The sequence below is a fragment of the Bacillus sp. BD59S genome, assembly GCF_007363175.1.
In the GTDB taxonomy this organism is placed as follows: domain Bacteria; phylum Bacillota; class Bacilli; order Bacillales; family Bacillaceae_G; genus Bacillus_A; species Bacillus_A pacificus.
The window spans coordinates 389,862-416,491 of sequence record NZ_CP034686.1 but is presented as its reverse complement, the minus strand read 5'-3'; the positions used below and the strand labels follow the sequence as shown (position 1 = coordinate 416,491).

Annotated in this window: 25 protein-coding genes; 9 read left to right on the top strand and 16 right to left on the bottom strand. The window is 35.4% G+C overall.

Features of this window, described 5'->3' with window-relative positions; translation table 11 throughout:
• From EKQ63_RS04105 to EKQ63_RS04090, 4 genes are all read right to left on the bottom strand, one after another.
• On the bottom strand, positions 1–864 hold the full coding sequence (locus EKQ63_RS04105; protein WP_061183044.1) for a DNA-3-methyladenine glycosylase family protein: 864 nt from the start codon (positions 862–864) through the stop codon (positions 1–3).
• A gap of 59 nt (positions 865–923) precedes the next feature.
• Positions 924–1,706, bottom strand: a complete 783-nt coding sequence (pdaA, locus tag EKQ63_RS04100; protein ID WP_000681212.1) for a delta-lactam-biosynthetic de-N-acetylase — start codon at positions 1,704–1,706, stop codon at positions 924–926.
• A 126-nt stretch (positions 1,707–1,832) separates the two neighbouring features.
• Positions 1,833–3,353, bottom strand: coding sequence for a class I fumarate hydratase (gene fumA / locus EKQ63_RS04095; protein ID WP_087952036.1), 1,521 nt, complete (start codon positions 3,351–3,353; stop codon positions 1,833–1,835).
• Between the two features lie 206 nt (positions 3,354–3,559).
• A complete protein-coding gene (locus tag EKQ63_RS04090; protein ID WP_000513558.1) occupies positions 3,560–3,742 on the bottom strand; it encodes an SE1561 family protein in 183 nt (60 codons plus the stop codon).
• A 213-nt stretch (positions 3,743–3,955) separates the two neighbouring features.
• Between EKQ63_RS04090 and yfkAB the strand changes: the two genes are divergently transcribed.
• Positions 3,956–5,083: a radical SAM/CxCxxxxC motif protein YfkAB gene (gene yfkAB / locus EKQ63_RS04085; RefSeq protein WP_000156023.1), complete on the top strand. Its 1,128-nt coding sequence runs from the start codon at positions 3,956–3,958 to the stop codon at positions 5,081–5,083.
• A 35-nt stretch (positions 5,084–5,118) separates the two neighbouring features.
• Here the strand turns inward: yfkAB and EKQ63_RS04080 are convergent, their stop codons facing one another.
• Together EKQ63_RS04080 and cax are read right to left on the bottom strand one after the other, a co-directional pair.
• Positions 5,119–5,916 carry a YfkD famly protein gene (locus tag EKQ63_RS04080; protein ID WP_061685941.1) on the bottom strand — a complete coding sequence of 266 codons (798 nt, stop codon included), beginning with the start codon at positions 5,914–5,916 and terminating at the stop codon, positions 5,119–5,121.
• An 81-nt stretch (positions 5,917–5,997) separates the two neighbouring features.
• Complete coding sequence (gene cax / locus EKQ63_RS04075) at positions 5,998–7,053, bottom strand: calcium/proton exchanger (RefSeq protein WP_000482144.1); 1,056 nt, start codon at positions 7,051–7,053, stop codon at positions 5,998–6,000.
• A gap of 179 nt (positions 7,054–7,232) precedes the next feature.
• Here cax and EKQ63_RS04070 point away from each other — a divergent pair, with 179 nt between their 5' ends.
• The 3 genes from EKQ63_RS04070 to EKQ63_RS04060 all read left to right on the top strand — a co-directional run bounded on the left by EKQ63_RS04070 (position 7,233) and on the right by EKQ63_RS04060 (position 8,525).
• Positions 7,233–7,649, top strand: coding sequence for a pyridoxamine 5'-phosphate oxidase family protein (locus EKQ63_RS04070; protein ID WP_000550219.1), 417 nt, complete (start codon positions 7,233–7,235; stop codon positions 7,647–7,649).
• Positions 7,650–7,804: 155 nt separating this feature from the next.
• Positions 7,805–7,951: a BH0509 family protein gene (locus tag EKQ63_RS04065; protein WP_000817786.1), complete on the top strand. Its 147-nt coding sequence runs from the start codon at positions 7,805–7,807 to the stop codon at positions 7,949–7,951.
• 145 nt (positions 7,952–8,096) lie between these two features.
• A complete protein-coding gene (locus EKQ63_RS04060; protein WP_000100306.1) occupies positions 8,097–8,525 on the top strand; it encodes an EamA family transporter in 429 nt (142 codons plus the stop codon).
• Between the two features lie 8 nt (positions 8,526–8,533).
• On the opposite strand, the gene EKQ63_RS04055 is transcribed toward EKQ63_RS04060, so the two are convergent.
• Positions 8,534–9,130 (bottom strand): DedA family protein, encoded by a 597-nt coding sequence (locus EKQ63_RS04055; RefSeq protein ID WP_016716373.1) that lies wholly within the window; start codon positions 9,128–9,130, stop codon positions 8,534–8,536.
• 462 nt (positions 9,131–9,592) lie between these two features.
• Here EKQ63_RS04055 and EKQ63_RS04050 point away from each other — a divergent pair, with 462 nt between their 5' ends.
• Positions 9,593–12,355 carry a tetratricopeptide repeat protein gene (locus tag EKQ63_RS04050; protein WP_143880750.1) on the top strand — a complete coding sequence of 921 codons (2,763 nt, stop codon included), beginning with the start codon at positions 9,593–9,595 and terminating at the stop codon, positions 12,353–12,355.
• Between the two features lie 192 nt (positions 12,356–12,547).
• On the opposite strand, the gene lepB is transcribed toward EKQ63_RS04050, so the two are convergent.
• The gene (gene lepB, locus EKQ63_RS04045) at positions 12,548–13,084 is read right to left on the bottom strand and encodes a signal peptidase I (RefSeq protein ID WP_000983296.1); all 537 of its coding nucleotides are present in this window, start codon (positions 13,082–13,084) and stop codon (positions 12,548–12,550) included.
• A gap of 186 nt (positions 13,085–13,270) precedes the next feature.
• Between lepB and EKQ63_RS04040 the strand changes: the two genes are divergently transcribed.
• Complete coding sequence (locus EKQ63_RS04040) at positions 13,271–13,555, top strand: hypothetical protein (protein ID WP_000867043.1); 285 nt, start codon at positions 13,271–13,273, stop codon at positions 13,553–13,555.
• A gap of 53 nt (positions 13,556–13,608) precedes the next feature.
• On the opposite strand, the gene EKQ63_RS04035 is transcribed toward EKQ63_RS04040, so the two are convergent.
• Both EKQ63_RS04035 and EKQ63_RS04030 read right to left on the bottom strand, forming a co-directional pair.
• Positions 13,609–14,289, bottom strand: a complete 681-nt coding sequence (locus tag EKQ63_RS04035; RefSeq protein ID WP_087952033.1) for a lysoplasmalogenase — start codon at positions 14,287–14,289, stop codon at positions 13,609–13,611.
• Positions 14,290–14,411: 122 nt separating this feature from the next.
• On the bottom strand, positions 14,412–15,362 hold the full coding sequence (locus EKQ63_RS04030) for a DMT family transporter (protein WP_087952032.1): 951 nt from the start codon (positions 15,360–15,362) through the stop codon (positions 14,412–14,414).
• Positions 15,363–15,632: 270 nt separating this feature from the next.
• On the opposite strand from EKQ63_RS04030, the gene EKQ63_RS04025 reads away from it, so the two are divergent.
• Positions 15,633–17,558 (top strand): heavy metal translocating P-type ATPase, encoded by a 1,926-nt coding sequence (locus EKQ63_RS04025; RefSeq protein ID WP_087994756.1) that lies wholly within the window; start codon positions 15,633–15,635, stop codon positions 17,556–17,558.
• A gap of 185 nt (positions 17,559–17,743) precedes the next feature.
• Here EKQ63_RS04025 and EKQ63_RS04020 read toward each other — a convergent pair whose 3' ends face one another.
• From EKQ63_RS04020 to EKQ63_RS04010, 3 genes are read right to left on the bottom strand one after another with little or no spacing between them, the layout of a single operon-like run.
• Positions 17,744–18,613 (bottom strand): YihY/virulence factor BrkB family protein, encoded by an 870-nt coding sequence (locus EKQ63_RS04020; protein ID WP_001226533.1) that lies wholly within the window; start codon positions 18,611–18,613, stop codon positions 17,744–17,746.
• A 6-nt stretch (positions 18,614–18,619) separates the two neighbouring features.
• Positions 18,620–19,135, bottom strand: a complete 516-nt coding sequence (locus EKQ63_RS04015) for a DUF4075 domain-containing protein (protein WP_001085393.1) — start codon at positions 19,133–19,135, stop codon at positions 18,620–18,622.
• Positions 19,136–19,188: 53 nt separating this feature from the next.
• Positions 19,189–19,653, bottom strand: a complete 465-nt coding sequence (locus EKQ63_RS04010) for a low molecular weight protein-tyrosine-phosphatase (RefSeq protein WP_000250910.1) — start codon at positions 19,651–19,653, stop codon at positions 19,189–19,191.
• 173 nt (positions 19,654–19,826) lie between these two features.
• Between EKQ63_RS04010 and EKQ63_RS04005 the strand changes: the two genes are divergently transcribed.
• Both EKQ63_RS04005 and EKQ63_RS04000 read left to right on the top strand, forming a co-directional pair.
• Positions 19,827–20,051, top strand: a complete 225-nt coding sequence (locus EKQ63_RS04005) for a DUF1128 domain-containing protein (RefSeq protein ID WP_000366197.1) — start codon at positions 19,827–19,829, stop codon at positions 20,049–20,051.
• Positions 20,052–20,240: 189 nt separating this feature from the next.
• On the top strand, positions 20,241–22,907 hold the full coding sequence (locus tag EKQ63_RS04000; RefSeq protein WP_143880749.1) for a cation-translocating P-type ATPase: 2,667 nt from the start codon (positions 20,241–20,243) through the stop codon (positions 22,905–22,907).
• A 35-nt stretch (positions 22,908–22,942) separates the two neighbouring features.
• Here the strand turns inward: EKQ63_RS04000 and EKQ63_RS03995 are convergent, their stop codons facing one another.
• The 3 genes from EKQ63_RS03995 to EKQ63_RS03985 all read right to left on the bottom strand — a co-directional run bounded on the left by EKQ63_RS03995 (position 22,943) and on the right by EKQ63_RS03985 (position 26,575).
• On the bottom strand, positions 22,943–24,025 hold the full coding sequence (locus EKQ63_RS03995) for a toxic anion resistance protein (RefSeq protein ID WP_001064409.1): 1,083 nt from the start codon (positions 24,023–24,025) through the stop codon (positions 22,943–22,945).
• Between the two features lie 18 nt (positions 24,026–24,043).
• Positions 24,044–25,675, bottom strand: a complete 1,632-nt coding sequence (locus EKQ63_RS03990; RefSeq protein WP_087952025.1) for a YceG family protein — start codon at positions 25,673–25,675, stop codon at positions 24,044–24,046.
• Positions 25,676–25,783: 108 nt separating this feature from the next.
• Entirely contained in the window at positions 25,784–26,575 is a 792-nt protein-coding gene (locus EKQ63_RS03985; protein WP_000025699.1) for a TerC family protein, read from the bottom strand.
• Positions 26,576–26,630: the final 55 nt, after the last annotated feature.

Below are 26,630 nucleotides of genomic sequence, written 5' to 3'. Positions count from 1 at the left end.
CTACTCTATACTTTTCCATAAATATAACGCTGCATAACTGCAGTATGGTTCACACTCTTGTTTCACTTTTTCTAAAAATGCATCATCAGGTTTATCATCTAATTGAAATACACCTTGTACTGCACGCTGAATCCCAATGTCTGCTTTCGGAAACATATTTTTCCGTCCAAGTCCAAACATTAAAAAGTTTTGCACTGTCCATGCACCAATCCCCCTAATTGGTAACAATTGTGCTGCAACCTCTTCCTCTGTTTCGTTTTCTATTCTAGTTAAATCTAACTTACCACCTGTAATACACTTTGCTAATCCTACCATATATTCAGCCTTTCGCTGACTAAACTTTTGCTCTCTCAATTCCTCTATTGAAATATTTGCTACTATTTCTGGAGTGGGGAAAAAGAATACACCGTTCTTCTCTGTTCCATATCGTTTCACAAACTGTTCTGTTAACACAGTAGCAAATTTCAAATTTATTTGTTGATGAATGATACAGCGAAGAAGACAAGCAAAATAATCAAATTCTAAAATAATTGGAGTATAAGCATATGTTTCAAATAGTGGACGTAATGATGTGTTTAAAAAATGATTTTGTATATCTTGAAACGGTTCATTCCAATGAAAAATGGTCCTCATTCGTTTCATGACTTTCTCTGAATCTCCTGTCTGACTAGAAATCCAAAACTGTGGATTTTGAACAGTACCAATCCCTTGCAGGCGAACAACAATCTGTTCCTCGTCTATACAAAGCGGGACATAAATAACTTTCTCATCTAATTGAATGACGTTAAGAGGATCAAAAGATAAACGTTTTAATACTTCTTCAAAATGATACGGATACTCTAACGTAACATGTTCGCTCCACATACGTTTCCCCATCCTTTTTACACATCATTATAGCATGAGAAAACCGCAAGCATACATGCTTACGGTTGATTGCTTTTTACTAAGTCATCTAGACTTTTAAAATGATACCCTTTCTCGCGCAAATCATCAATGATTTTTGCAAGTGCTTCTGCATTATCTTTTGATATGGCATGAAGTAATAAAATAGATCCTGGATGAATCATCGTCATAACATTATTATGCGCATATTGCCATCCTCTTTGCTGATCTACTTTCCAATCCAAAAATGCAAGTGACCAAAATACATTATAGTAGCCCATTTCTTTCGTAAGAGCTAACGTTCTTTCACTAAATACGCCGCGTGGGGGACGTACATATTTCACTTCTTTTTGCCCAGTTACTTTTTTTATTTCTTCCGTTACACTCGTTAATTCTTCACGAAGTTTCTCATCGTTTACCGCTGTGAAATCAGGATGACTCCAAGAATGGTTTCCAATAATGTGTCCTTCATTCTTCATTCTTAACAATAAATCTTTTTGTGTTTTAATGTAATGCCCCGTTACAAAGAAAGTTGCTGGTACTTTTTTCTCTTTTAATACGTCTAAGATTTTCCCAGTGTATCCATTTTCATAACCATTATCAAATGTTAAATAAATATCTTTTTTCTTCGTATCCCCTAAATAAAAACCGCCATTTTTTTGTAGTAAATCTGTATATAACTTTCCTGCATCTGGTACTGTTTCATTTTTAGGGCGCGGGATTCCCCAGTTATGTGGAGTATTTGTATAAGCTAATGCCGAAACTGGAACAAGTGCCATCATAATTGAAAAAATGAGACCGATATATAACCATTTATGTTTCATAAATAGTCTCCTTTCCATATATAATCGTACTTGTAGTTTCTGTTGCTACGCATTCTTTCATGCTGAACATGTTTTTCTATATATACCAAAAAAATGCATCTCGAATGATTCGAGATGCATTTTTGTTTACTTAAATACTGGCTCTTTAAAGCTAGCTAATTTTTCAAGTGATGTTTTATCAACATCTGCATGTAAGCTATTACCGTGAGAATCCATTGTTACAACTGCTTTAAATCCATCGATACGTAAATGCCACATTGCCTCTGGAATACCGAATTGTAAGAAATCAACATCTTTCACTTCTTTAATACATTCAGCATAATATTGCGCTGCACCACCGATTGCATTTAAATATACACCGCCGTGTTCTTCTAAAGCTGCTAATGTTTTCGCACCCATACCGCCTTTTCCAATGACAGCTCTAATACCGAATTTCTTCATAATATCACCTTGGTACGGTTCTTCACGAATACTTGTCGTTGGACCTGCCGCTTTAATTTGCCAATTGTCATTTTCATCTTTCACAACAACTGGGCCACAGTGATAAATAACTTGTCCATTTAAATCTACTGGACAATCGTTATCCATTAAATGCTTATGAATTGCGTCACGACCTGTATACATCATGCCATTAATTGTTACAACATCACCAACGCGAAGTTCACGAATTTGCTCTTCTGTAATTGGTGCTTGTAATACGATCTCACGTTGCTCTGTTTTTTCTTGCGCTTCTTGCTGAAGTGTATCCTCACCTTCTTGATATAGCCAATCCATAATTTCTCCTGTTTCAGGATGGATTGTTACGCCAAGGCGGCGATATGCCCAACAATTGTACGCCACAGATACGTAGAAGCTAGCTGGTAGACGGTTATACACGCCAATTTTACAACCAAGTAAAGTTGTTTCTCCGCCAAATCCCATCGTACCAATACCAAGCTTATTTGCATTTTCTAATACGTACTCTTCAAGTTTTTGTAATTCTGGGATTGGATTGACATCATCTAATGTACGGAATAATTGATTTTTTGCTAATTCGTAACCTGATGTACGGTCTCCCCCGATACCAACACCAATTACACCTGCACTACATCCTTGACCTTGTGCTTGATATACTGCATGAAGAAGGCATTTACGAATCCCTTCTAAATCACGGCCAGCTCGTCCAAGTCCTTCTAGTTCACACGGTAAGCTATATTGAATATTTTTATTCTCACAGCCACCACCTTTTAGGATTAAACGTGCATCAATATAATCTTGTTCCCATTGTTCAAACTTAATCACCGGTGTACCTGGTCCTAAATTATTTCCACTATTATCTCCAAAAAGAGAATCAACAGAATTGGGACGAAGTTTACCATCTTTTGTCGCCCGCTCAAGCGCATTATAGATAGCTTCCTTCAACTTTAATTGATTCACACCAACTGGTGTATAAATTTTAAACGTTGGCATCCCTGTATCTTGGCAAATCGGTGAGATGTTATCATCAGCCATTTTAATATTATTTGTAATTGTGCCAAGTGCCATCGCAGAACGAGTCCCTGCATTTTCTCGCTCTTTCGCTTGTTGAATCGCACGACGAACATCTTTCGGTAAGTTCGTTGACGTTTCAACAATTAGTTGATACATGCTTTCTTGAAGCTTTTCCATTGTTACTTCCCCCTCAATTGTGAACGCTACCAAAACGTTATGAGCTGAAAATCCCATCGTTATGCTCTTTAGCTTTTTATTTGTTTCACGCTATTAAAACATAAATGAAATTTTTCACAACTTGATTATACCTCTTTTTCTATCGTCCTTCTATTACCCGAACAGAAAAAGGCTACCAAATTAGAATTGGTAGCCTTTTTAATATATTATTCGTCTTTTTTAAATTGCTCACATTTTAATTCTAATTCATCTAACATTGCAAGAAGACGATCTACATCTTCTAATTCTACTTCTTCAGGTTCAATTGTATCAATTACTTCAATGAACATATTTAAACGTTCTTTTAAATATACTAATTGTGTATCTTTATCTTGAATTGCTTTTCCCATGAAGGCACTCTCCTTTTAATTCGAGTTGCTTTTATTATACCGCAAAAACGATTGCTATGGGCATGAAATTTCATCAATTTTGTCACAGTCATCCACTATAATGTAAGCCCTCTCTCTTTCCATGCTAAAAAGTTTCACTTTATAAAAAGCACATATTCTTCTATTATAGAGAATGGACAAATTGTTATTTCAATAGTCAAAGGAGTATTTCATATGACGATATCACAAAAAATGAAGCCGATTACTCCTTCTTACGATCCATGGGAAGCGTATATGGACCTTGAAGAGTACGGCAAACTACTATTAACAAATGTTGAATTTACAACGACGACGTTATGCAACATGCGCTGTGAGCATTGCGCTGTTGGTTACACGTTACAGCCGAAAGACCCAAATCCGCTTCCGATGGATCTTTTATTAAAACGATTAGATGAGATTCCTCATTTACGTTCTTTAAGTATTACTGGCGGCGAACCTATGCTTTCAAAAAAATCCGTCGACAACTATGTAACACCACTCTTAAAATATGCCCATGAACGAGGCGTTCGCACTCAAATCAACTCTAACTTAACTATAGATTTAGCACGTTACGAACAGATTATTCCTTATTTAGACGTATTGCATATCTCTCATAACTGGGGAACAATTGACGACTTCGTTGAAGGCGGATTTGCAATGATGGAGCGTAAGCCTACTTACGAACAACGTGCAAAATTATTCGAAAGAATGATTACAAATAGTAAGGCTCTATCAGATGCAGGTGTACTTGTATCGGCCGAAACAATGCTAAACAAAAGAACTCTACCACATATTGAACATATTCACCGCCAAATCGTCGAAGAAATGGGCTGTAAACGTCATGAAGTTCACCCCATGTATCCAAGTGACTTCGCGAGTAATCTAGAGATTTTAACAAAAGCTGAAATTCGTGATGCGATTGAGCATTTACTAGAAATTCGCGATGAAAATGTATGGATGTTATTTGGAACTTTACCTTTCTATGCTTGTAGCGATGACGAGCGAGACATTGCCACATTTAAAAAGTTACAAGAGAGCAAAAATGTAACTGTTCGTAATGATCCAGATGGCCGTTCTCGTTTAAATGTAAATATTTTCGATGGAAATATTATTGTGACGGACTTTGGTGATGTTCCACTTCTAGGAAACATACAAACAAACACATTACAAGAAGCATATGAAAAATGGAGTGCTTCAAAAACAGCAAAATCATTAAGCTGCCACTGTCCTGCAGTAAAATGTCTTGGACCAAATGTTCTTGTAAAAAACAGCTACTATCCGACAGAAGACTTCTTATCAAAAACAGCAAACATTACATTATAAAAAAACGTCAGCTTATAAGCTGACGTTTTTTCATGTTATTGCGAGTGAGAAGAAGAAATGAATTTAAAGAATAAATGATCATGAATTGGAATAGCCGCTCCAATTCCTTGAGAAGTAATATTTTTTACAACAAGCCTTTTTTGATTTCCCTTTAATACAAGGTATACTTCTCCAAATGTTACTTTCCCTTTTTCATTTACTGCTGGTGTATAAGCATATAAATATCCAAGTTGACTCGGACTAATATTATACACACGCTCATGTCCGGTACCATAACCAATGGTCGTTTTAAATGAAAGCGGCAATTGTACCTTTTCAAGTGCTTTGAGAAGCATCATTTTCTTCACATCTGCAGCATCTTTCATATCTGCTGTTAAATCGCCTTCAACCGTCTTTTGCGTTTCTTGCTTATAGCGTAGCGGATATAGGCGATCTCCTCCTCGATTATCATACACATTGCGATTTACTTGTTTATATTCCCAATTAATCGATGTATCAACCGATTCATAATGCAAAGCCCATTGACCTAAATAAATCTTCGCTCGGTACCCTACCGCAAGCGGTGCATTCGAAATTGTCGTTTCATTAAACATTCGAATTAAGTCTGGGTTTTCAATTTTAATATTTGCTGTTTTCAATAGTTCTTGAGCAAACTTACTCGGCTGCAAACGCGGTAAATCTTGCGCATCATTCGGAAACGTATTGTCTTTAGAAATATTTAAAACAGATGAAGGCATTTTTGTTTCTACCGTTGTCTTTGCAAAACTCATGTTAGGAAATAATAGAATAAACGAGACCATAGTTGAAAGACATATGCTGTATACTCGTTTCACCTGTCTGGCTCCTTCCTATGTAAAGGTATATATACTACTTTGTTTATTGTTTTCTCTGGGCACAATTGTTATGCCTATTTTTCATAATAAATAAAAACCAATTCCCATAATGACATACGCTGCTAATAAAGTACCACCTTCAAACCAATTTGTATCTCCATCATTTGAAATCGCAATCGTTAAAAAAACAGCTGTAATCATAGAAACAAGTTCTGGTATCGTAAATACTAAAGGCATCCTTTGCGTGAAAAACATAGAAAGCAGTACTAATACAGGAGCAACAAACATGGCAATTTGTAATGTAGAACCTATTGCAATCTCAACTGCAATATTTACTTTATTTTTATACGCCATAATAATTGCAGATGCATGTTCCGCTGCATTACCAACAATTGCGACGATAATAACCCCTATAAATAGTTCTGACCAACCAAATGATTTTGCAACTGTCTCAAATGTATGCACGAGCGCCTCTGATACATACGCTACCGCAATTGTTGCTATCGCTAAAATGAGTAGTGCTTTCCCTTTCGACCACTCTGGTTCTTCCTCATGAGCGACTTCATCACTTTTATGCTGATATACACCACGGTGCGTAACTAACTTAAATAGCAATGCAGCAAGGTACATAATAATCATAATAATCGAAACACCAATACTTAACTGATACGTCTTTCCAGCGTCCATCTTCATTGAAAAAATCTCTGGAATAACAAATGCTACTACTACAGCAAAGATTAATAAAGCTGAATTATGCCTTGCATCATACACATTAAAACTTTGTCTTTTATATTTAAGCCCTCCTACAAAGAAGGATAGCCCTCCTACTAATAATAAATTTCCAAGTACAGAACCCGTTAAAGAAGCTAACACCACCTCAATTAATCCTGCCTGAAGTGCAAAAATTGAAATGATTAGTTCAACAGCGTTACCGAAAGTAGCATTTAATAATCCACCTATTCTAGGACCAGATACAATTGCCAAACTTTCTGTCGCTCTCCCCATAAAACCCGCTAATGCGATAATCGTAATACAATACACAGCGAACATAATTGTTTGAGGCCAATGTAGTGTTTTCCCAAGTACAGACAGTGGTACACCTATAAGCGCTACTATAAGAAATATTTTATTAAACATGCTTTTCATCCTTCCATCGTATGTATTTCTCCTCGATATTATTATTATTCTTCTCCTAACTTGTCCGATTTCATCACAATTGCGTTTAAAAAATCGGATTGAAGAAAACAGTATGAAAGATATTTAAATTATCTTGTTGAAACAGACAGAATTATAAATTATGAAAAGGGGTTAAAATTATGCACTTAAAAGAAAAAATCGCAACTATTATTCAAGGTCAACGTACCGGTGTATTATCTACAGTACGAAATGAGAAACCTCATAGCGCCTTTATGATGTTTTTCCACGAAGATTTTGTACTGTATGTTGCAACAGATCGACAATCAAAAAAGATAACAGATATTGAAAACAATCCAAATGTACATGTACTACTTGGTCGTGAAGGAAAAAAATTAGATGAAGATTATATCGAAGTGGAAGGCTTAGCCTCCATCGAGGAAGACTCCACATTAAAAAACAAGTTTTGGAATAATAGCTTAAAGCGTTGGTTACTCGGTCCTGAAGACCCTAATTATGTACTAATTAAAATCAACCCCGATACAATTTATTACATCGATGGTGCCGGTACGACGGAGCCCGAGTTTTTACGACTATAAAGTGAAACAAGCCCCCCTTTAGGTGGGCTTGTTTTGTCGAAAAGTTCTTCTGAAAAAAACAATAAAATAGGTGGAACTTTCTAAAGATTCTGTTATATAATAGCAGTAACTTAAATAAACTGTATTAAAACAGATTGAGAGGAGAAATAAAATTGATGAAAAGAGAAGAACGTAAAAACATGATTGAGTTTATCGAAAAGAAAAAAGGGATTGAGCGTGACGAATTATTGTTTATGACAGATGATGAAGTAGAACATATTTATAATGTAACGTACTTTTTATATGAAGAAATTGCAGAGTAGTATAATAATCCCCACCTTATGAAAAATATAAGGTGGGGATTATTTCGTTATCTATCCAGCTCTTTGCGAGGCGGTAAAACCCCATTTACTTTATACATGAGAATGATTTTCATGTATAATAATGTAAGATTGGAGGAATTTTACTATGAGTTCATGGCTCTTATTCGCACTATTATCAGCAATTGCTGCTGCCCTTGTATCTATTTTCGGTAAGATTGGTTTAGATGGAATCGATGCCAATGTTGCTACGACGGTTCGTTCTATTATCATGGCATTATTTATGGTAGGCGTTATTATTATACAAGGTAAATTTCAAAATATTGGCGACGTACTTCTAAATAAAAAAGCACTGCTTTTTATCACATTAAGTGGAGTTGCAGGTGCTTCGTCATGGCTATTTTATTTTCTTGCCCTTAAAACAGGAAAAGTTTCACAAGTAGCTCCTGTCGATAAATTAAGCGTCGTATTTTCTATCATTCTCGCTATGATTATACTCGGCGAAAAATTAAACTTTATGACTGGTATTGGTGTTGTCTTTATTACAGCTGGTGTACTATTTATTGCTTTCAGCTAAAAAAACCGCTACTCGCGGTTTTTCTTTTTCTTTATGTAAAACCATACGACACATGTAACAACTACTGAAATGGATAAAATCCATATTCCATAATGATGCAAACTATACTCAACGAAACGCCACTTCTCTCCTAACTTCCAGCCAAGTCCAATAAAAACACTTATCCAAATAAACGCACCACCGTAAGCGTACAAACAAAAACGCCAAAGTGTTAAATTCGACATCCCAGCAAAATATGCTGTTAAATGACGTACTCCTGGGATAAAATAACCAACTATTAAAAGAAATGGGCCATATTTTTCAAATAAAATATGTGTTTTTTCAATGTGATGTTCCTTAATTCTAATTTTCGGTCCATATTTTTTTAAAACAGGGAGTCCAAGTTTTAAACCTAATATGTAGCTTAATGTAATGCCTAACATCGCACCAGCCATCCCACTTAAAAAAGCAGCAGTTCCTGACATAACTCCTTTTGAAACGTTATAACCAACGAAAGTCAATAAAAACTCGTCTGGTATCGGTAATCCAACAATCCCACCGGCCAAAGCTATAATAATTCCAAAATACCCATAATGTGCGATTAACTCGCCAATATGTTGTTCCATTCGGAAGACACATCCTATACACGATCGTTATTCCATATTGTGCCCTTTCTATCTTTCAGACAAACATGGTATACATATTCACTATACATTGTTTTTATAATGAACTCTACTTCTATCCATTCCTTTAGCAGGAGGAAATTGAACTATTAATCAGTGACCTCTCTCATTCTTAGTACACATCAATCATGCGCTAGACTCCCGCCTTCTTCCCTTATATCTATCTCTTCTTGAAGGACTAATCTTACTATCCACAAATACCGGGATTAAAAAATAAAAATTCATATGCTTATTTTTTTGTTACAATAAAGGAAAGTTACTTTTCGCACCGGTTTAACTCTCAGGAAAAATGATATACCTAGCAAAAACATAGTTTGGTCGATATAATGCAACTTCTACCTATTAAAAGAACATGCACCCTTTACATACAACATCATTTTTCTAAATTATACAGGGGGAACGAACATGACCATTGAAAATCAATTTATCCAAAAGGTTTACTATAAAACATTTTTAACAGAAGAAACTTCTACTCCAGTATCAGAAGTACTCGGTGAAGCATATATAAATGAATCTACAAATGAATTCTCTAACATTTCTAATATTCGCTTTGCTCAAGGTGAATTGTATTACCAAAATAAAGACTTTGAAGCAGCGATATTTAAATGGGAGAAAGTAAATAACGAACTTGCACTTTGGGCAACCAAAAATATTGCAGATGCTTATTTTGAACTAGGATTCTTACCAAAAGCAGAAGAAATGTATCAATCTATCCAAACGGAAGATACCACTCTTACAATGGAAGTTTCCTTACAACTTCTTTCTCTTTATATCGAACAAGATCGTTTAGGTCTAGCATTTAAGACGATTAGTGAAGCTGTTGCATTTCAACCTGACTATCCAAATATTACTTCAATTGCTCGCTCGTTCTATGAAAAACAAGAAGATTGGAATAACGCCATCGAACTTGCCGTTCAAGAAGGAATTCGAACAAAATCATTACATTGGTTCGATACTTTAATTAATTATGTGAATCAAGGATTTACGAAACAAATCAAACCAGAATATTTCTATGAATCTTTAAAAGCTTTATATGCAATTGATCAAGTCCAATTTAAGGAACTTGTTATCGCTCTTTGGAATAGCTATCAAAATGAAAAATCGCATCTACCTTGGATTCAAACAATAAATCATTTATTCTTACATATTGAAACAGACAACAATGACGATTGGCATGAAATTGTTGAACGCTATCAAGATACGTACTTTGAATTAATTACTGGTGAACATTTCATGCATGAAATGCAAGGACTTGTACCTGACTTATTAACAAATTGGTTTAGTTTAACGAGAGCAAAAGACGCCCTATTCGTCTCTGCTGCAGTGTTAGCGTGGAATGAAGTTTCACCTACAACTTTAGAGTCATTACTCGTAAAAAGTGCAGGAGCCCTACTCTCTAATTCAACAGCTGAAACAAATGTGAATATGGAAACTGTTTCTCATTTATTCGAAACAATTGCTGTATGGGCTGAAAAAAATGATGTAGATTTAAGTCATCAATTTACGTTACTCGTTCATGAACTATGTGATTTAAATGTTACAAAATTACTAATTGCGGGAACTAGTGACCATGATAAATTATCATTCGTCAATTCAATATTAGGAGAGAACATCTTAACTGAAACTATAACAACTCCTATTCTATTTAAAGATGATAGCCAAACTGAAATAACAGAATTCACTGCGTTAGATGTGCACAATATACCAAACTTTGATAAATTCCATCAAATAATGGCTACACCTGAACAATCAGAACTTGAAAACAAATGTATAGAAATTAAATTACCAAGTAGATTTTTGAGAAAGAATAAATTTGCATTTCTTGTTACACCATCTGTTCAAGGACAAGTGGATAAAAACAGCTCATATTTTGAATACTTACAAGCCGCAGATAGCCTTATTTACGTATTAAATTCTGCTTCATCGTTACATGGTGAAGAACTTGATACATTACTTTATTTACGTGAACAAGTACCGAACTTACAAATTCATTTCGTATTACACACAAATAGTGCGGATACGAACGAAAAACTAATGAGTAAGATGAAAGTCCATTTCCCAAATGCGCAGTTCTTCCCATACTCTCCTTCACAAGAGGGGAGCCAACAACTTGGGGACGTGACAGAGTCTATTCTTTCTAATCTAGCAGAACGCGATATAGAACAAGAACGTATCGAAAAACTAATATGGTTTACTCAAAAGACCATCGCATACCTTGTAAATGAACGTGTGGAATTAGAAAATACATTAGTCAAATCAGTACGTTGGAATAAACATATCTCAGTAAAACTAAACGGATTTATTAACAATCTCACTGCTCTTGAAAAAGATAAAATTCGTTCTATTACAGAATCTTATCTTTTAACGAAAGAAGAAATCACACGAGATATTCATTCTCAAATTCCTGAATTATTACAGAGCTGCTCTGACCTTGTTCAAGAAGATAGTGATTTCAAATTAGTTCATGAAGAATTAAATACTGCGATGAACGAACGAATTCAAAAACATGTACAGCAAGTGCTTCTCCCTAAATTTACTGGATTTATTCAAGAGTGGATTGAAACAGCTCATAATGAATTTATTCAAGCTCAATCTTATTTAGATGAAATGAGTGAAACGTTTAATAAATTATATAAAGAAGAACGTATGAAACTTCCTTGCGATTTCAAATTACTAGATGATTGGCATCGAGATGTTGTACGTATGACAAATAGAATTACAGTATCGAACATCAATATTTTATTACGCTTTACACCGACACAATTTTTCTTAAAGAGTGCAGGAAAACTGTTTGGTAACATGCAAAAAAATCAATCTATGCTTGCAAACAAATATAAACAATACATTGAAACGGAAGATTATACGGAAATTGCTCAAACAATCTCAAAACAATTCTTCCTTCAATTTGAAGTATTTGAAGGCGCATTAGAACGAGATATCATGATGTTCTTTAAAGATCCACTTAGCATATTGAAGCAAAATGTAGAAGCCGCTCAACTTGAAATACAGGAAGACGAGCAAACATTAGCAACGCTAAGAAGCAACCCAGAAACTTATCACGATCCGTTAGCATTCTTTAAACTGCAACTATTGCAGCACAAATTCGTTTTAAGTACGAACAAAAACAATGAAGACGTCTATGAATTTAATGAGTCTCCTACGATTTAACATAAAGTGAAACTTTAATCAGTGGGGGGGCTTCATCCCCCACTGATTATTAGTTGAACCAATCGGACTTTTATGGGCAGCCCGACCCCCACCTAACTTCCTTGCTTTCACTGAATTTTGAGGTGAGGGTCTTACTGCCCATTAAAGCGGGATAAAAAACCAAGCAAACTGAAATTTGCTTGGTTTTTTACTTTAATTCATTATTTTCATATGTTCAAATGGATAATAAATTGCCGCTAATTCTCCTAATACATCCGCTTTATCAATGAGTCCTAAACCATTTCTACTATCTCTGCTTATTAAGCGATTATCTCCCATAACAAAAATCTTATTTTTAGGAACTGTAATCGGTCCAAAGTCCTCCGTTAAATTCATAAGTTTTTTTTCAGCCTGTTTTTTATTACTATACAAATACGCTTCCTCTATCACTTCATGATTCACATATAATTGATCATTTCTCACCTCAATAACATCGCCAGGCAAACCAATAACCCTTTTCACATAAAAATTATCTGTCTTTACAACAATAATATCTTCTCTCCCATAACTTTCAAATTGCTTTGCCAACTTATTCACAATCACCTTATCCCCATCTTGTAACGTTGGCTTCATAGACGCCCCTTTTACAGTCGTAGGAAAAAACACGAAAATTTTCGCCAAAAACACGAGCAAACAAGCAATTGCAATTGTTCCAAAGAATTCACGCAAACGTTTTTTCTTTTGCATCATTCCACCATCTCATTATCTTTTTACTTTTATTATAAAGACTTCAACCATGTATTTTCCACAAAATTCTGAATTATACAATTCTAATATTACAAAAATACAAATAATAATATTCAAGAATGTATTATTTTGATATACTATATCTTGCATTTATCATTATATTTTTAGTTACTTAGGAGGACTTTTTCTATGAAAGTTATGCTTAAAAATGAAAATACCGGTCAAATTAAACAAGCAAAAATTGGTTTTAGTTGGACTGTATTTTTCTTTGGTTTCTTCCCTGCTATATTCCGTGGAGACTGGAAATGGTTTTTAATTATTTTAGTCGCTAGTATGTTTACATTCGGATTCTCTAACTTAGTCTTCTGCTTTATTTACAACAAGCTTTACATCAATGATTTATTATCCCAAGGTTATAAAGCAGCAGATGAATACAGCCTTTCTGCTTTACAACAAAAAAATATTGTAGCATAGTAACAAAAAAGATACCCTTCAAATAGTCTATACACTATTCGAAGAGTATCTTTTTATATTCCCACATATACAATACACATTTGAGCCGCTACATATGTAAACCAAATCCAAAGTGGTTCATACTTTAATTTGCGCCCTCCAATATCTGTTACGCCAATAATAAAATCAGAAATGACAAATAGTAAGCCACCAAAAGCTGGTATCCACCATATTCCTGTATTCTCATAGTATAAGGCGAACGCAAAGCAAGCCATTCCTCCAACCCACAATCCGTAAATTAGCGCTCCTATCGTAAACAATTTATCTTGTTTCTCATTTCGAATAAAGAAGAACCATCCTATAATGAGAAAAAGTCCGTATACGAGTAAACCAATCCAAAAACCATTCCATGAAATGCCTGTTTGCAAAAATGCTTTTACATAAAAACAATGCGCAAGCGCGAAAGTAATCATCCCTCCAATTAGCCTGTGACCAATTGGAATTAAACCTGCCATAAATAAATCCCCTACAGTTGATAACGTCATACCTAGTGCAACCCACGTACTATAATCTACTGATGGATCTTGTAACCATATCCAAATCGCACTTGCTGTTAAAGAAAAACTAAGAATAAGACGTACCGCTAAAGGTAACGGCATATTATTTCTTGTCTTTTTTGTCTGCCCTATTGCGTACATTGCACCCATTAAAAAAAGAATGATTTGTCCAATTAACACCATGTAAAGTAGATTCATAATATGTTCTCCCCAATAAATGCTTTTTGTATCTTTTTTCGTGACACCTAGTCTATTATCCTTTTTCTATACAAAAAAAGAAGAACAGTACTGTTCTTCCATTGTAATCGTCTTCCCTTTGTCTATGCTACTTGTTTTTCTTGCTCTATTTTTTGCTTAGCTGGTGTCCGATTCACCACAATAATTCCCGCAGCTACACACGCTAAACCGAATAGTACGAATGAATGAATCGCTTCTCCTAAAATCATGCTCGATAATAACACACCAAATACGGGTATGAAGAACATGTACATTGATACTTTTCCAACCTTGTTATACTTCATAATTGTATTCCAAATGCAAAATCCTGCTGCGGATAAGAAAGATAAGTAAATCAGCATAAGTATTGCATGTATATTAAATGTAAATGGCATGACTCCAACTTGCAAAACACCTATACATAATAGTCCGATAGAACCAAAAATCATTTGGTAGGCTGTCATATAGCCAACATCTAATGTTTTACTTCCTTCTTTCGCTAATATATTCCCATATGAATACAACATTGCTGCACTAAGAAGTAATAAACTACCGATTCCGAAATGGAATGACAAACTACCATCACTCGGTACATTTACTAAAACGACACCACAAAATCCGATAGAGACTCCAATTATTTTTCTCATATTGAGAGCATCATCTTTATATAAGAAGTGCGCGAGTAAAATTTGAAAGAATGATGATGTTCCTGAAATGATAGCTCCTTCAATACCAGAGCTATAACTCATCCCAATATAAAAACATATATATTGAAGAAATGTTTGAAATAAACCAATTTGTACTAACTGCTTCCCCGTTCCTTTTTTAAAGTTCATATCTTTTCCTAACACTTTAAAGAAGAATAAAAGCATAACCCCAGATAAAAAGAAACGATAGCCAGCAAATAATATTTGCTCCCCAACTTCTTGTGGCTGAATTCCAAGTTCAGCATAACTTAATTTAATAAAAGGAAATGCGCTTCCCCATAAAAAAGTTGCTACTATTGCAGCAATAAACACGCCAATCGGATGGGTAAAAAATTTCTCTGTCTTCACTTGTTGTCTTCCTTTCCGACCTTTTTATGAACAGTATTCATATATACCAAAGGAATTGAGAAAACACAAGTTTTCAGTTTCTAAACAAACAAAAACATATCATCTAACGAAAACATGTGCTATACTATAGAATAATTACAACATAATAACTATTAAAATCAGTTTCAACAGAAATGCTGCTATCCATTATGGATGGCAGCTTTCGTCGTTTTATAGGGGTTTCGATTTTGATTCTTTTTCTCAATAAGAATTTGGAAGGAGCGAGTAGTAATGAACTCAGAAGTAAAAACATTACAAGTACAAAAGTCTATTTCTCATCCCTCTTTATGGGATACATTAAAGAAACATTATGAACTTATATTTGCAATCGCATCTGGTATTTTCATTTTAGCTGGCTGGTTATTCACAAAGAACAATGTAATGAATGTAGGCATTACTTGCTATATCCTTGCTTATATAGTTGGTGGATATGCAAAAGCGAAAGAAGGTATTGAAGATACCATCGAAGAGAAAGAGCTAAATGTCGAAATGCTTATGCTCTTTGCTGCTATCGGCGCTGCAATCATTGGCTACTGGGCAGAAGGTGCAATTTTAATCTTTATCTTCGCACTAAGCGGTGCGATGGAATCTTATACATTAAGTAAAAGCCAAAAAGAAATTTCAGCGCTTCTTGATCTACAACCTGAAGAAGCATTACGTATTTCAAATGGAACCGAGGAACGTGTTCCTGTTGGACGATTACAAATTAACGACATTATTCTAATTAAGCCAGGTGAGCGCGTTCCTGCTGACGGTACGATTCATAGCGGTGAAACAAATATCGATGAGGCGGCGATTACTGGTGAACCTATTCCAAATGAAAAAAAATATGGTGATGAAGTATTTGCTGGTACTGTAAATTTACGCGGTGCTATCGAAGTTAAAATTACCAAGCCGAGCGATCAAACATTATTCCAAAAGATTATTCGTCTCGTTCAAAGTGCACAAAGTGAAAAATCACCATCACAACTATTCATCGAAAAGTTTGAAGGAACATATGTAAAAGGTGTACTACTCGTTGTTGCGCTTATGATGTTCGTCCCTCATTTCTTGCTGGATTGGAGCTGGAATGAAACGTTTTATCGCGCTATGATTTTACTTGTAGTCGCATCTCCTTGTGCACTCGTTGCTGCCATTACACCAGCAACGTTATCTGCTATTTCTAACGGCGCAAGAAACGGAATTCTCTTTAAAGGTGGCATACATTTAGAACGTCTCGCTTCAGTAAAAGCAATTGCCTTTGATAAAACAGGAACATTAACAGAAGGAAAACCTACTGTAACAGATGTATATGTTAGAGAAAATATGACAGAAAAAGAAGTACTTTCTATTACAGCAGCAATTGAAAGTCATTCTACACATCCTTTAGCTGAATCTATCGTGAAATATGCAAAACATGCGTATGACATTACATTACAAAAACCAGAAAACGTTGAAGATGTAACTGGTTTTGGGCTAAAAGGAATATTCGAAAACAAAGCTTATAAAATAGGTAAAGCTGATTTTATCGGTGAAGAAACAAAGACATTTCATAATGGTATTTCTGCCTCACTTGAAAAAGAAGGTAAAACTGTCGTTTATATTAGTGATGAGGATGGCATCCTTGGACTTATCGCTTTAAAAGATACTCTTCGCCAAGAGACAATAGCTGCTATTCGCGAATTACAAAGCATCGGTGTCGAAGCCATTATGATTACTGGAGATAATGAAGAAACAGCAAAAGCTATTGCCTCTGAAAGTAACATAAAGGAGTATTACGCATCATGCTTACCAGAAACAAAGGTTGAAACGATTAAAAAGCTAAAAGGAAAATACGGGACAGTAGCAATGGTCGGAGATGGTATAAATGATGCCCCTGCACTCGCTACCGCTAGCATTGGTGTAGCGATGGGAGAAGGAACAGACGTAGCTTTAGAAACGGCAGACGTTGTACTTATGAAAAATGAGTTATCTCGACTTTCACAAGCAATCCGTTTATCAAAGCGAATGAACCGTATTGTAAAGCAAAACGTGATCTTTTCACTAGCTGTAATTGCAATGCTCATTTGTTCAAACTTCTTACAATTTTTAGCTCTTCCATTCGGTGTTATCGGGCATGAAGGAAGTACGATTCTTGTTATTTTGAATGGCTTACGATTATTAAAAGGAAATAAATAAGAACGGGTCCCTCATAGAGGACCCGTTTTTTCTAATGGTAGCTATTATGCCCATTCGCACTACCACTCGTTTTATGCTTTGGATGCGAACTACTCTTTTGTTTATTGTTATTTTTATTGTTGTGATTCTTTTTATTATTACTCATGAAATATCCCCCCTGTTCCTTATTATTATGGAACAAAAGCTCACTTTTCATTACGGGAATTATTGTCACCGGTCCTATAATGATGGAGTAAACCATTAATTTCACCGCCAAGCAAAATTACCCATCCAGTTAAATAAAACCATAACATTAAAATAATAATACCACCGAGACCACCATATGTATTCGCGTAATTCGCAAACTTATCTACATAATATGCAAATGAGTACGATACCACAATCCATCCTACAGTAGCAAATGTTGCTCCTGAAATGACTTCTCTTCTTTTCAACTTTCGATCTGGTGCAAATGTATATAAAAAACTAAACAACGCAAATAGTACGAAGAAACTCGCTACTAATCGTGTAATGCTCCACACGTAAGAAAAACTATCCGATAAACCAATTGCTTTAAATACCGCTGCCCCAATGACTTGTCCAAACACTGGAACAATTAACGCAAACACAATCATAAAAATAATCGCTAATGTAAACACAATTGATAACGCTCTCGTTTTAATAAAAGAACGCGTTTCTGTTACATCATACGCACGGTTAAAAGCATTCATAACCGCATTTACCCCGTTTGAAGCAAACCATAACATCGATAATAAACCAAATGATAATAAACCACCATTTTGCTGGTTTACAACTTTATCAACGTTTACTTCAATTAAAGACATTGCATCTTCGGGTACGTACGGTTCTAATAAATTGAGCACACTTTCTGTTTGAAGGTCAATGAATCCAAGAAGCGTAATTAAGAAAACAAGCCCAGGAAAAATCGCAAGCAAGAAGAAATAAGCGAGCTGTGCTGCCAAGCCCGCTACATCATCGCGCATCGTCCGGTCATACAAATCTTTACCAAACGAATACGTACGATTTCTTCTCACCTTTTCTAAAATTTTTCTCATATATGGTTAAACGCTTTTCTTCTCTTCTTTATCTTGTTTCAACTCAATGTACGCTTCAGTTTTTTTTTCCTCTACATTGGAGTCTTTCATAAATAGTTCACGCGCTTCTTTCATACCGCCATCTTCAGCAACTACTGGCTCTTCTTCTGCTTTCAATTCATCTACTTTTGGAGATACAGCTTGAATTTCAATCGTTTCTGGCTTCTCTGCTGGCTCAACCTTTTTCTTACTAAAAATTTCTTTCGTTTCTTTTAACGTCTCTACAACAGACGGCGTCAATTTTTTAATTTCTGCTACTTTCGCTTTCACTACATTTAAATCAGCAAGTTCGCGCCCTTTATCTGTAACAGTTTGCACTTTTTCTTTGATCTTTGCATTTTCACCAATTTCAATCATCTTTGTTTTTGCTTTTTCTGCAGTATTTTTTACTTTTTCACGGTTTTCTTTCTTCAACATAGATACAGCTACACCTGCAGCTACACCAATCGCAATGTTTCGAGCAATATTATTTTTCTTTGCCATATTCCTTCACCCTTTCATTTCTTATGTTAGAAAGTATTTCTTTCTAAGCTTCCTCATATTCCTTGTTCATTTCGAATGAAAGCTAATAGCTTTGCACACCCTTCTGTTACAAGGTCATACACTTCTTGGAAATTCCCTGTATAGTAAGGGTCGGGAACGTCTGTCCAGCCACCGTCTGGAACAAAATCGGACAGCCTACCAATATAGCCTCCAGTTTTACCTAAACTTTTTAAATCTGCTATATTCTTGTTGTCCATGGCAATAATATAATCAAACTTTGTTAAGTCTTCTTTTTCTACTTGCCTTGCTTTAATTCCTTCAAAAGTGACTGCATTTTCTTTTAAAATTTTTTGTGTTCCTTTATGTGGCGGATGGCCAACATGCCAATCTCCAGTTCCTGCAGAATCAATGACAATTTTCTCTTCGAGTCCCTCTTTTACGACAAGATCTCGAAAAATCGCTTCTGCCATCGGAGAACGGCAAATGTTCCCAAGACAAACAAACAATACTTGAACCATATTTTGTTTCTTCCCTTCTTGGTGCATTTCTTTATATATACTTATAGTATAAACAACCAATTAGTGAATATAAAGGAAATTCCTACTAATTTAATAGGATTGAAAAGATTCATTAACGAAAATGATAAAAAATGTTAAGATAGCCTTATGTTATTTTAAAGGGGGACACTTCGGTGGATTTATCCGTAAAGTCAGAAGAAAACGTTGAATATATGGTCGAAGCTATTAAAGAAAAATTACGTATGGTTAATGCTGGAGCGATGAGAGCTGCTAGCTTTAATGAAGAAATGTACGAAGACTTACGTGACATTTATGAGCATGTTATGAAACGTGAAACATTCAGCATTAGTGAAATGCAAGCTATTACAGAAGAATTAGGTACATTAATTAAAAAGTAAAAAGCCTCCTTATGAGGCTCTTTTTTATTTCCAACAAATTCATGACAACTCTTCTCTTTCCCTCAACCAACTGTAAAATATTGTACAATAGAAGTAGAACCCCACCTTAGATTTTTTCCTCCATACATACTACTCACAAATAATAGCAACACTACCATTGCTAACTGTTTTTACTGGAGGTGCTTACTTATGAGCAATTGGTACAGTAAGACGAAAGATCAAACATTAATCGACCTAGAAACAAATGAACAACACGGTTTAACAGATGAAATTGTAAATGAACGTTTAAAGCAATATGGTTTTAATGAATTAGCTACAAAACAAAAACGCACTTTATGGCAGCGTATTTTCGCTCAAATTAATGACGTCCTCGTATATGTCCTTATTATTGCTGCCCTTATTTCAGCCTTTGTAGGTGAATGGGCTGATGCAAGTATTATTGCGCTCGTTGTCGTTTTAAACGCTGTTATTGGCGTCGTCCAAGAATCAAAAGCGGAACAAGCTTTAGAAGCATTGAAAAAGATGGCGACACCTAAAGCTATCGTCAAGCGAAATGGTGAACTAAGAGAAATTCCATCTGAGCACGTCGTTCCAGGTGATATCGTTATGCTCGATGCCGGACGATATATCCCATGTGATTTACGCCTAATCGAAACCGCAAATTTAAAAGTTGAAGAATCTGCTCTAACTGGTGAATCTGTCCCTGTTGATAAAGATGCAATCTACCACCCTTCCATGCAAAGTGATGAACAAGTACCACTCGGCGATCAAAAAAATATGGCCTTTATGTCTACTCTTGTAACATACGGAAGAGGCGTCGGTATTGCTGTTGAAACTGGTATGAAATCACAAATTGGTAAGATTGCAACCCTTTTACATGAAGCAGACGATGATATGACACCACTTCAAAAAAGCTTAGCACAAGTCGGAAAGTATTTAGGCTTTGTTGCTGTAGCGATTTGTATCGTGATGTTTCTCATCGGCTTTTTACAAGGACGAGATACACTAGAAATGTTTATGACTGCAATTAGTTTAGCCGTTGCAGCTATTCCGGAAGGTTTGCCAGCTATCGTTTCCATCGTTCTTGCAATTGGTGTGCAGCGCATGATTAAACAAAACGTTATTATTCGGAAACTACCAGCTGTTGAAGCTCTCGGTTCTGTCACAATCATTTGTTCAGATAAAACAGGTACGTTAACGCAAAATAAAATGACCGTTACTCACTTTTATAGTGATAACACATATGATTATTTAGAAAATTTAAATGCAAATAATGATGCGCAACGTCTATTGTTAGAAAATATGGTGCTATGTAACGATGCGTCTTACAATAACGAATCACAAACCGGAGACCCGACTGAAATTGCTCTTCTCGTTGCTGGAAGCACTTTTAACATGCAAAAAGATCATTTAGAAAAGATACATGAGCGCATTAACGAGATGCCTTTCGATTCAGATCGTAAAATGATGTCAACCGTGCATACATATAATGAAAGCTACTATAGCATGACGAAAGGTGCTATCGATAAACTCTTACCTCGATGTACCCACATATTAAAAAACGGTAAAATCGAGGTTCTAACAGATGCTGATAAAGATCAAATATTAGAAGCCGCTGGGTCAATGTCTCAAGAAGCTTTAAGAGTACTTTCATTCGCATTTAAACAATACAATTCAAACGATGTGGATATAGATCATCTCGAAGAAAATCTCATCTTTATTGGTCTTGTCGGTATGATCGATCCACCGCGAACTGAAGTGAAAGATTCCATTACAGAATGTAAAAAAGCCGGTATTCGCACAGTTATGATTACTGGTGACCATAAAGATACCGCCTTTGCAATTGCTAAAGAACTTGGCATTGCTGAAGAAATATCTGAAATTATGATTGGAACTGAATTAGACAACATTTCAGATACAGAACTAGCAAACAAAATTGATCGCTTACATGTATTCGCTAGGGTCTCTCCAGAACATAAAGTAAAGATCGTAAAAGCATTACGCGCGAAAGGAAATATCGTTTCTATGACTGGTGATGGTGTCAATGACGCTCCATCTTTAAAGCAAGCGGATGTTGGCGTAGCGATGGGCATTACAGGAACAGACGTTGCAAAAGGGGCAGCAGATGTCGTGTTAACAGATGATAATTTCTCATCTATTGTGAAGGCTGTTGAGGAAGGTAGAAATATTTATCGTAACATAAAAAAATCAATCCTCTTCCTACTCTCTTGTAACTTCGGAGAAATTATCGCTTTATTTTTAGCCATTTTACTTGGCTGGGCAACACCTCTACGACCTATTCACATTTTGTGGGTGAATTTAATTACAGATACACTTCCTGCATTATCACTTGGGGTTGATCCTGAAGATCCTGATGTGATGAAGGAAAAACCACGACATGCGAAAGAAAGCTTATTTAGCGGTAGCGTTCCTTTTCTTATTTTCAATGGAGTTGTCATTGGACTTTTAACGCTACTAGCCTTTATCGCCGGAGCAAAGTTCTATACTGGAGATACAAATTTATTCCCTCTTTTCCCAGAGCGAATTGATGAGGATGCTCTATTACACGCTCAAACGATGGCATTTGTCGTTCTTAGTTTTTCTCAGCTCGTTCATTCATTTAACTTGCGTTCAAGAACGAAATCAATCTTTTCAATTGGGATTTTTACAAATAAATATTTAGTCTTCTCCCTTCTTATCGGTGTTCTTATGCAAGTTTGTATCATCTCCATTCCGCCCCTTGCAAATATATTCGGTGTGCATGCATTAACGATGCGAGATTGGGGATTTGTTCTCTTATTAAGTATCATTCCACTTATTGTGAATGAGATTATTAAATTAGTGAAGAGAAACTAAAAGGCAATGAGGACTCTTCCTCATTGCCTTTTCATTTACCCTTGTAATTCTTTTTTAATGTTTTCAGTTAATGTAGCCATACGCTTGCGGCTTTCTTCACGCTCACGTTTGTTTTGCTCTTCAATTTGTTGTGTTTCTTGCATACCTCTTGAAATAATGTTCCAAGTTTCCTCAAGTGTTTCCATCTTAATACTAGAAGAACCTGATAACCTCGCTACTTCCACACTTTGCGTCGCAATATTTTGTGCATTTTTCTTAAGTAATTCATTTGTACGGCGATCCAGTTCAGCCATAGAATCTGCAACAAGCTTTTGACGCTTCGCATTTACCGCTTGAATGATACCATTTTTAAAGATAGGAATCGTTGTAATAAATGCTGTATTGATTTTACCAATTAATTTATTATTACCACGTTGAATCATACGAATTTGTGGTGCTGTAAGTAACGCAACCATACGTGCTTTTTCTAAATCATCAATACGCTGTTCTAAAATTTCAACAGAGTTTTTAAGCGACTCTAATTCAATACCTGCTAATTGATCATTATTACGTACACGCTCTTCATACATCGGAACTAACTCTGTATTTAAACGCTCTAATAACATTTCTCCTGCTACTACGTATTTTTCTAAGTCTAAATAATATTTTAAGTTTTGCTCATATAAACCATCTAACGTACCAATTGATTTTTTCATTTCATCTTGATACTTTGTAATTTCCACATACACTTTATCAATTTCACGGCCCATCGTTTGATATTTGCTAAAGATTTGTTCAATCATTTTATCCGCTTTTTTGAACATACGTGAGAAGAAACCGCTTTTCTCTTCCGCAAAGTCTTTGCTATCGAATCGGTCCATAATTTTACCAAGCTGTTTTAATAATTCACCAGAATCTTCTATCTTTGATAATGACATCGTATGTAAGATTTGATCAGCAAAACGTGAAATTTCCATAGAAGGTTCTTTTCCAAGTTCAATTAATTCTAATTGATCTTTAATATCTACCGCATTATAAATACGTTGTACATCCGCATCTTGTCTCAGTTGCAAGCGAACATCTTGTGCTGTTTGCTCATTTAATTCTGTTTTCGGATCTAGTACGACTGGGTTATTCATATGGTATTCTCCCTTTCCTTATAAAAATGGACGAAATAGTCCTTTTATTGTTTGTGATAAATTTTTATAGGCTGATGAACCATGAAACTCAAGATCGAAATTAACTTCTTCAAGCCAATGTGAATCAAATGCCTCCGCTTCAATATATGGTTCAATATCGTTTCTTCCCGTTGGATTGAAATGGAATACATCTACTCCAATTTGATTTAAAAATAGTAATAAAACAGCATCAGAACGAGTTAACTCTCCACTCTTCTCATTATTAAATATAACAATTTTCGGTACATCTTGTGAATAATCAAATTTCTCAAGCTGTTCCAAAATATTTGGTGGTATTTGAGAAAGTTGCGCGAAAACATATAGCGCCACATCTTGTTTCGTCTCTTTTGCAATTGGTTTACATATTTCACTTTCACACGTATGGATAATCGCTTCTGCAATACCATGTTGTAATCCTTCTGGCAATCGTTTGTGTGGCCACCAATGACTGTTCATAATTAAATCTGGATGCAATTTTCCACCGCGGTCTAATGCATCTCGATAATGGTATTGGAAATTTGCTTTTTGTTCTTTCGTAAACGGAAATGTATTAATTAATAAACTGTTATCAAATGATGTAACAGCCTTTAATCTTTGAAAATACTCTTTATCATTCTTTGAAACACCTGATATTTTCGCAAATAAAGAAGGGATATAAATGTGTTTATTTTCAACAAAGAATGTCGGGCGTACAAACGCCTTTTCTTTCGTAATTAAAAAGAGTTCATCATATGTTGTTTTTAGTGTACGAGCTACAGGCGTATAGGAACGGAATTGCCACGGCTTGTACAGCAGTGAATTATCGTGGTGAAGTACTTGCTCAATTTCTTTTGAAGCTTGATACGCTACTGTTGCCACACGCTCGCGGCGACGATCTGGGAATGGTTCAAGAGCAATGCGGCCTGGATGAGACACAATAAAAGTTCTTCCCTCTTCATCAACATTCTCAAATCCATCTTTTCCTTCTGGGTGATAATAAAGCACATCACAACCGAGCATAATAAGAAAGTATAAGAAATATATACGGCTTTCCTGTGCATCACCGTACCAAATGATACGCGGCATCTGTTTCTTATAGTTAATCGTAGAGAACCACTTCGCTACGTAATTTTCGCTTAGTTTAATTATGTCGATTAAGAAACGCCGGAAGCCTTCTGTCTTTAACGACTGATTATGCTGTTTCTCATATAATTTCAATACTGAAATAAAAGTCGTATGTATATAATGCTGTAAGTCAGGATTGTCTACTTTCGGTAAAAGTTGTTTCCCAGATAAATGTGCCACTAACCTATTTACTGTCAGACCATTTGGTGCTTCTTGGTGTAATCCGAACACTTCTTGAATATGACGAAGTTTTTCCGAATCGATCACTTTGTTTAAATTTTGTTCGTGTAAAACTTCGATTCCTTTCGCTTCACTATAATCAAATAGTTCATTAAAATATTCATCTACATCATTAGGAACGCCAAGGATTCGACATGCTATATAACTAAATTTCATCTCATTCTCTGTCAGCTCATATTGTGGACGTTTTTCTAAAAGTGTTTCAAATTGCTTTAAATCTGATTCATCTTTTAATGCATATGGTTGAAGTGTAAAACGTGAAAACACAACAGTTCACCTCCAAAAACATTTACTTTTTTCTAAGTCTTTCTTCTATTATAAACTATTTTTGGTTATAAAAAATGGGCGCTCGTAAAACGAGCAAACCCATTTCAATTATTTATTGTCTTCTTTAGTAGCTGCAACTTCTTCTTTAGCTTGTCCAGAATTCTTCATGTAGTGAAGTATAAATGTTGCTCCAAATGCTACAACTAAAATAATGAAGAACACTGTATGGCTTATTTCAATATGAATAACCGACAATAACATTTTTGCTGCAATAATTAGGATTAAAATGTATGCTGTCGTTTCAAGCTCTGGAATACGCTCTAACAATTTTAAGAATACACCAGCAATACCACGCATCATTAAAATACCTAGCATCCCGCCTAATAGTAAAATCCAAACTTCATTAGATACACCAAATGCAGCAAGTACGCTATCTACAGAGAATGCGATATCCATTAATTCAACCATCGCAACTGTTCCCCAGAAGACACCAAACATTCTGAAGAGAACACTGTTTTGGTTCATACCATGAGCTTCCTCTTCTTCTGCATTCCCTTTTCTTTTATCAATGAAGTATTTAACTGAAAGCCATGCTAAGTAAAGTGCACCTAACACTTTTACCCATGCTAATTTAATTAAGAACATTCCAATTCCAATCGCAATAAAGCGGAACACATAAGCTCCAATAAGTCCATAGAATAATGCTTTTTTACGTTTTTCTTCCGGAAGGTGTTTTACCATTACCGCTAATACAAGTGCATTATCAGCAGATAACAATCCTTCAAGTACAACAAGTGTACCTATTAATCCCCAAGATACTGGATCCTGTAACACTTTAATCCACATGTCCAAGTCGAAAAACTGAGCATACGTATCAAGGATTCCTTGCAAAATACTCATCTTACCTTTATCCCCTATTCTTTGCTAGATTTATAGAAAGGTCAAAAAAAGGAAA

Coding starts and splice junctions, on each gene's coding strand:
- EKQ63_RS04105 (WP_061183044.1), bottom strand. CDS start 864: ATGTGGAGCGAACATGTTACGTTAGAGTATCCGTATCATTTTGAAGAA.
- pdaA (WP_000681212.1), bottom strand. CDS start 1,706: ATGAAACATAAATGGTTATATATCGGTCTCATTTTTTCAATTATGATG.
- fumA (WP_087952036.1), bottom strand. CDS start 3,353: ATGGAAAAGCTTCAAGAAAGCATGTATCAACTAATTGTTGAAACGTCA.
- EKQ63_RS04090 (WP_000513558.1), bottom strand. CDS start 3,742: ATGGGAAAAGCAATTCAAGATAAAGATACACAATTAGTATATTTAAAA.
- yfkAB (WP_000156023.1), top strand. CDS start 3,956: ATGACGATATCACAAAAAATGAAGCCGATTACTCCTTCTTACGATCCA.
- cax (WP_000482144.1), bottom strand. CDS start 7,053: ATGTTTAATAAAATATTTCTTATAGTAGCGCTTATAGGTGTACCACTG.
- EKQ63_RS04070 (WP_000550219.1), top strand. CDS start 7,233: ATGCACTTAAAAGAAAAAATCGCAACTATTATTCAAGGTCAACGTACC.
- EKQ63_RS04065 (WP_000817786.1), top strand. CDS start 7,805: ATGAAAAGAGAAGAACGTAAAAACATGATTGAGTTTATCGAAAAGAAA.
- EKQ63_RS04060 (WP_000100306.1), top strand. CDS start 8,097: ATGAGTTCATGGCTCTTATTCGCACTATTATCAGCAATTGCTGCTGCC.
- EKQ63_RS04055 (WP_016716373.1), bottom strand. CDS start 9,130: ATGGAACAACATATTGGCGAGTTAATCGCACATTATGGGTATTTTGGA.
- EKQ63_RS04050 (WP_143880750.1), top strand. CDS start 9,593: ATGACCATTGAAAATCAATTTATCCAAAAGGTTTACTATAAAACATTT.
- lepB (WP_000983296.1), bottom strand. CDS start 13,084: ATGATGCAAAAGAAAAAACGTTTGCGTGAATTCTTTGGAACAATTGCA.
- EKQ63_RS04040 (WP_000867043.1), top strand. CDS start 13,271: ATGAAAGTTATGCTTAAAAATGAAAATACCGGTCAAATTAAACAAGCA.
- EKQ63_RS04035 (WP_087952033.1), bottom strand. CDS start 14,289: ATGAATCTACTTTACATGGTGTTAATTGGACAAATCATTCTTTTTTTA.
- EKQ63_RS04025 (WP_087994756.1), top strand. CDS start 15,633: ATGAACTCAGAAGTAAAAACATTACAAGTACAAAAGTCTATTTCTCAT.
- EKQ63_RS04020 (WP_001226533.1), bottom strand. CDS start 18,613: ATGAGAAAAATTTTAGAAAAGGTGAGAAGAAATCGTACGTATTCGTTT.
- EKQ63_RS04015 (WP_001085393.1), bottom strand. CDS start 19,135: ATGGCAAAGAAAAATAATATTGCTCGAAACATTGCGATTGGTGTAGCT.
- EKQ63_RS04010 (WP_000250910.1), bottom strand. CDS start 19,653: ATGGTTCAAGTATTGTTTGTTTGTCTTGGGAACATTTGCCGTTCTCCG.
- EKQ63_RS04000 (WP_143880749.1), top strand. CDS start 20,241: ATGAGCAATTGGTACAGTAAGACGAAAGATCAAACATTAATCGACCTA.
- EKQ63_RS03995 (WP_001064409.1), bottom strand. CDS start 24,025: ATGAATAACCCAGTCGTACTAGATCCGAAAACAGAATTAAATGAGCAA.
- EKQ63_RS03985 (WP_000025699.1), bottom strand. CDS start 26,575: ATGAGTATTTTGCAAGGAATCCTTGATACGTATGCTCAGTTTTTCGAC.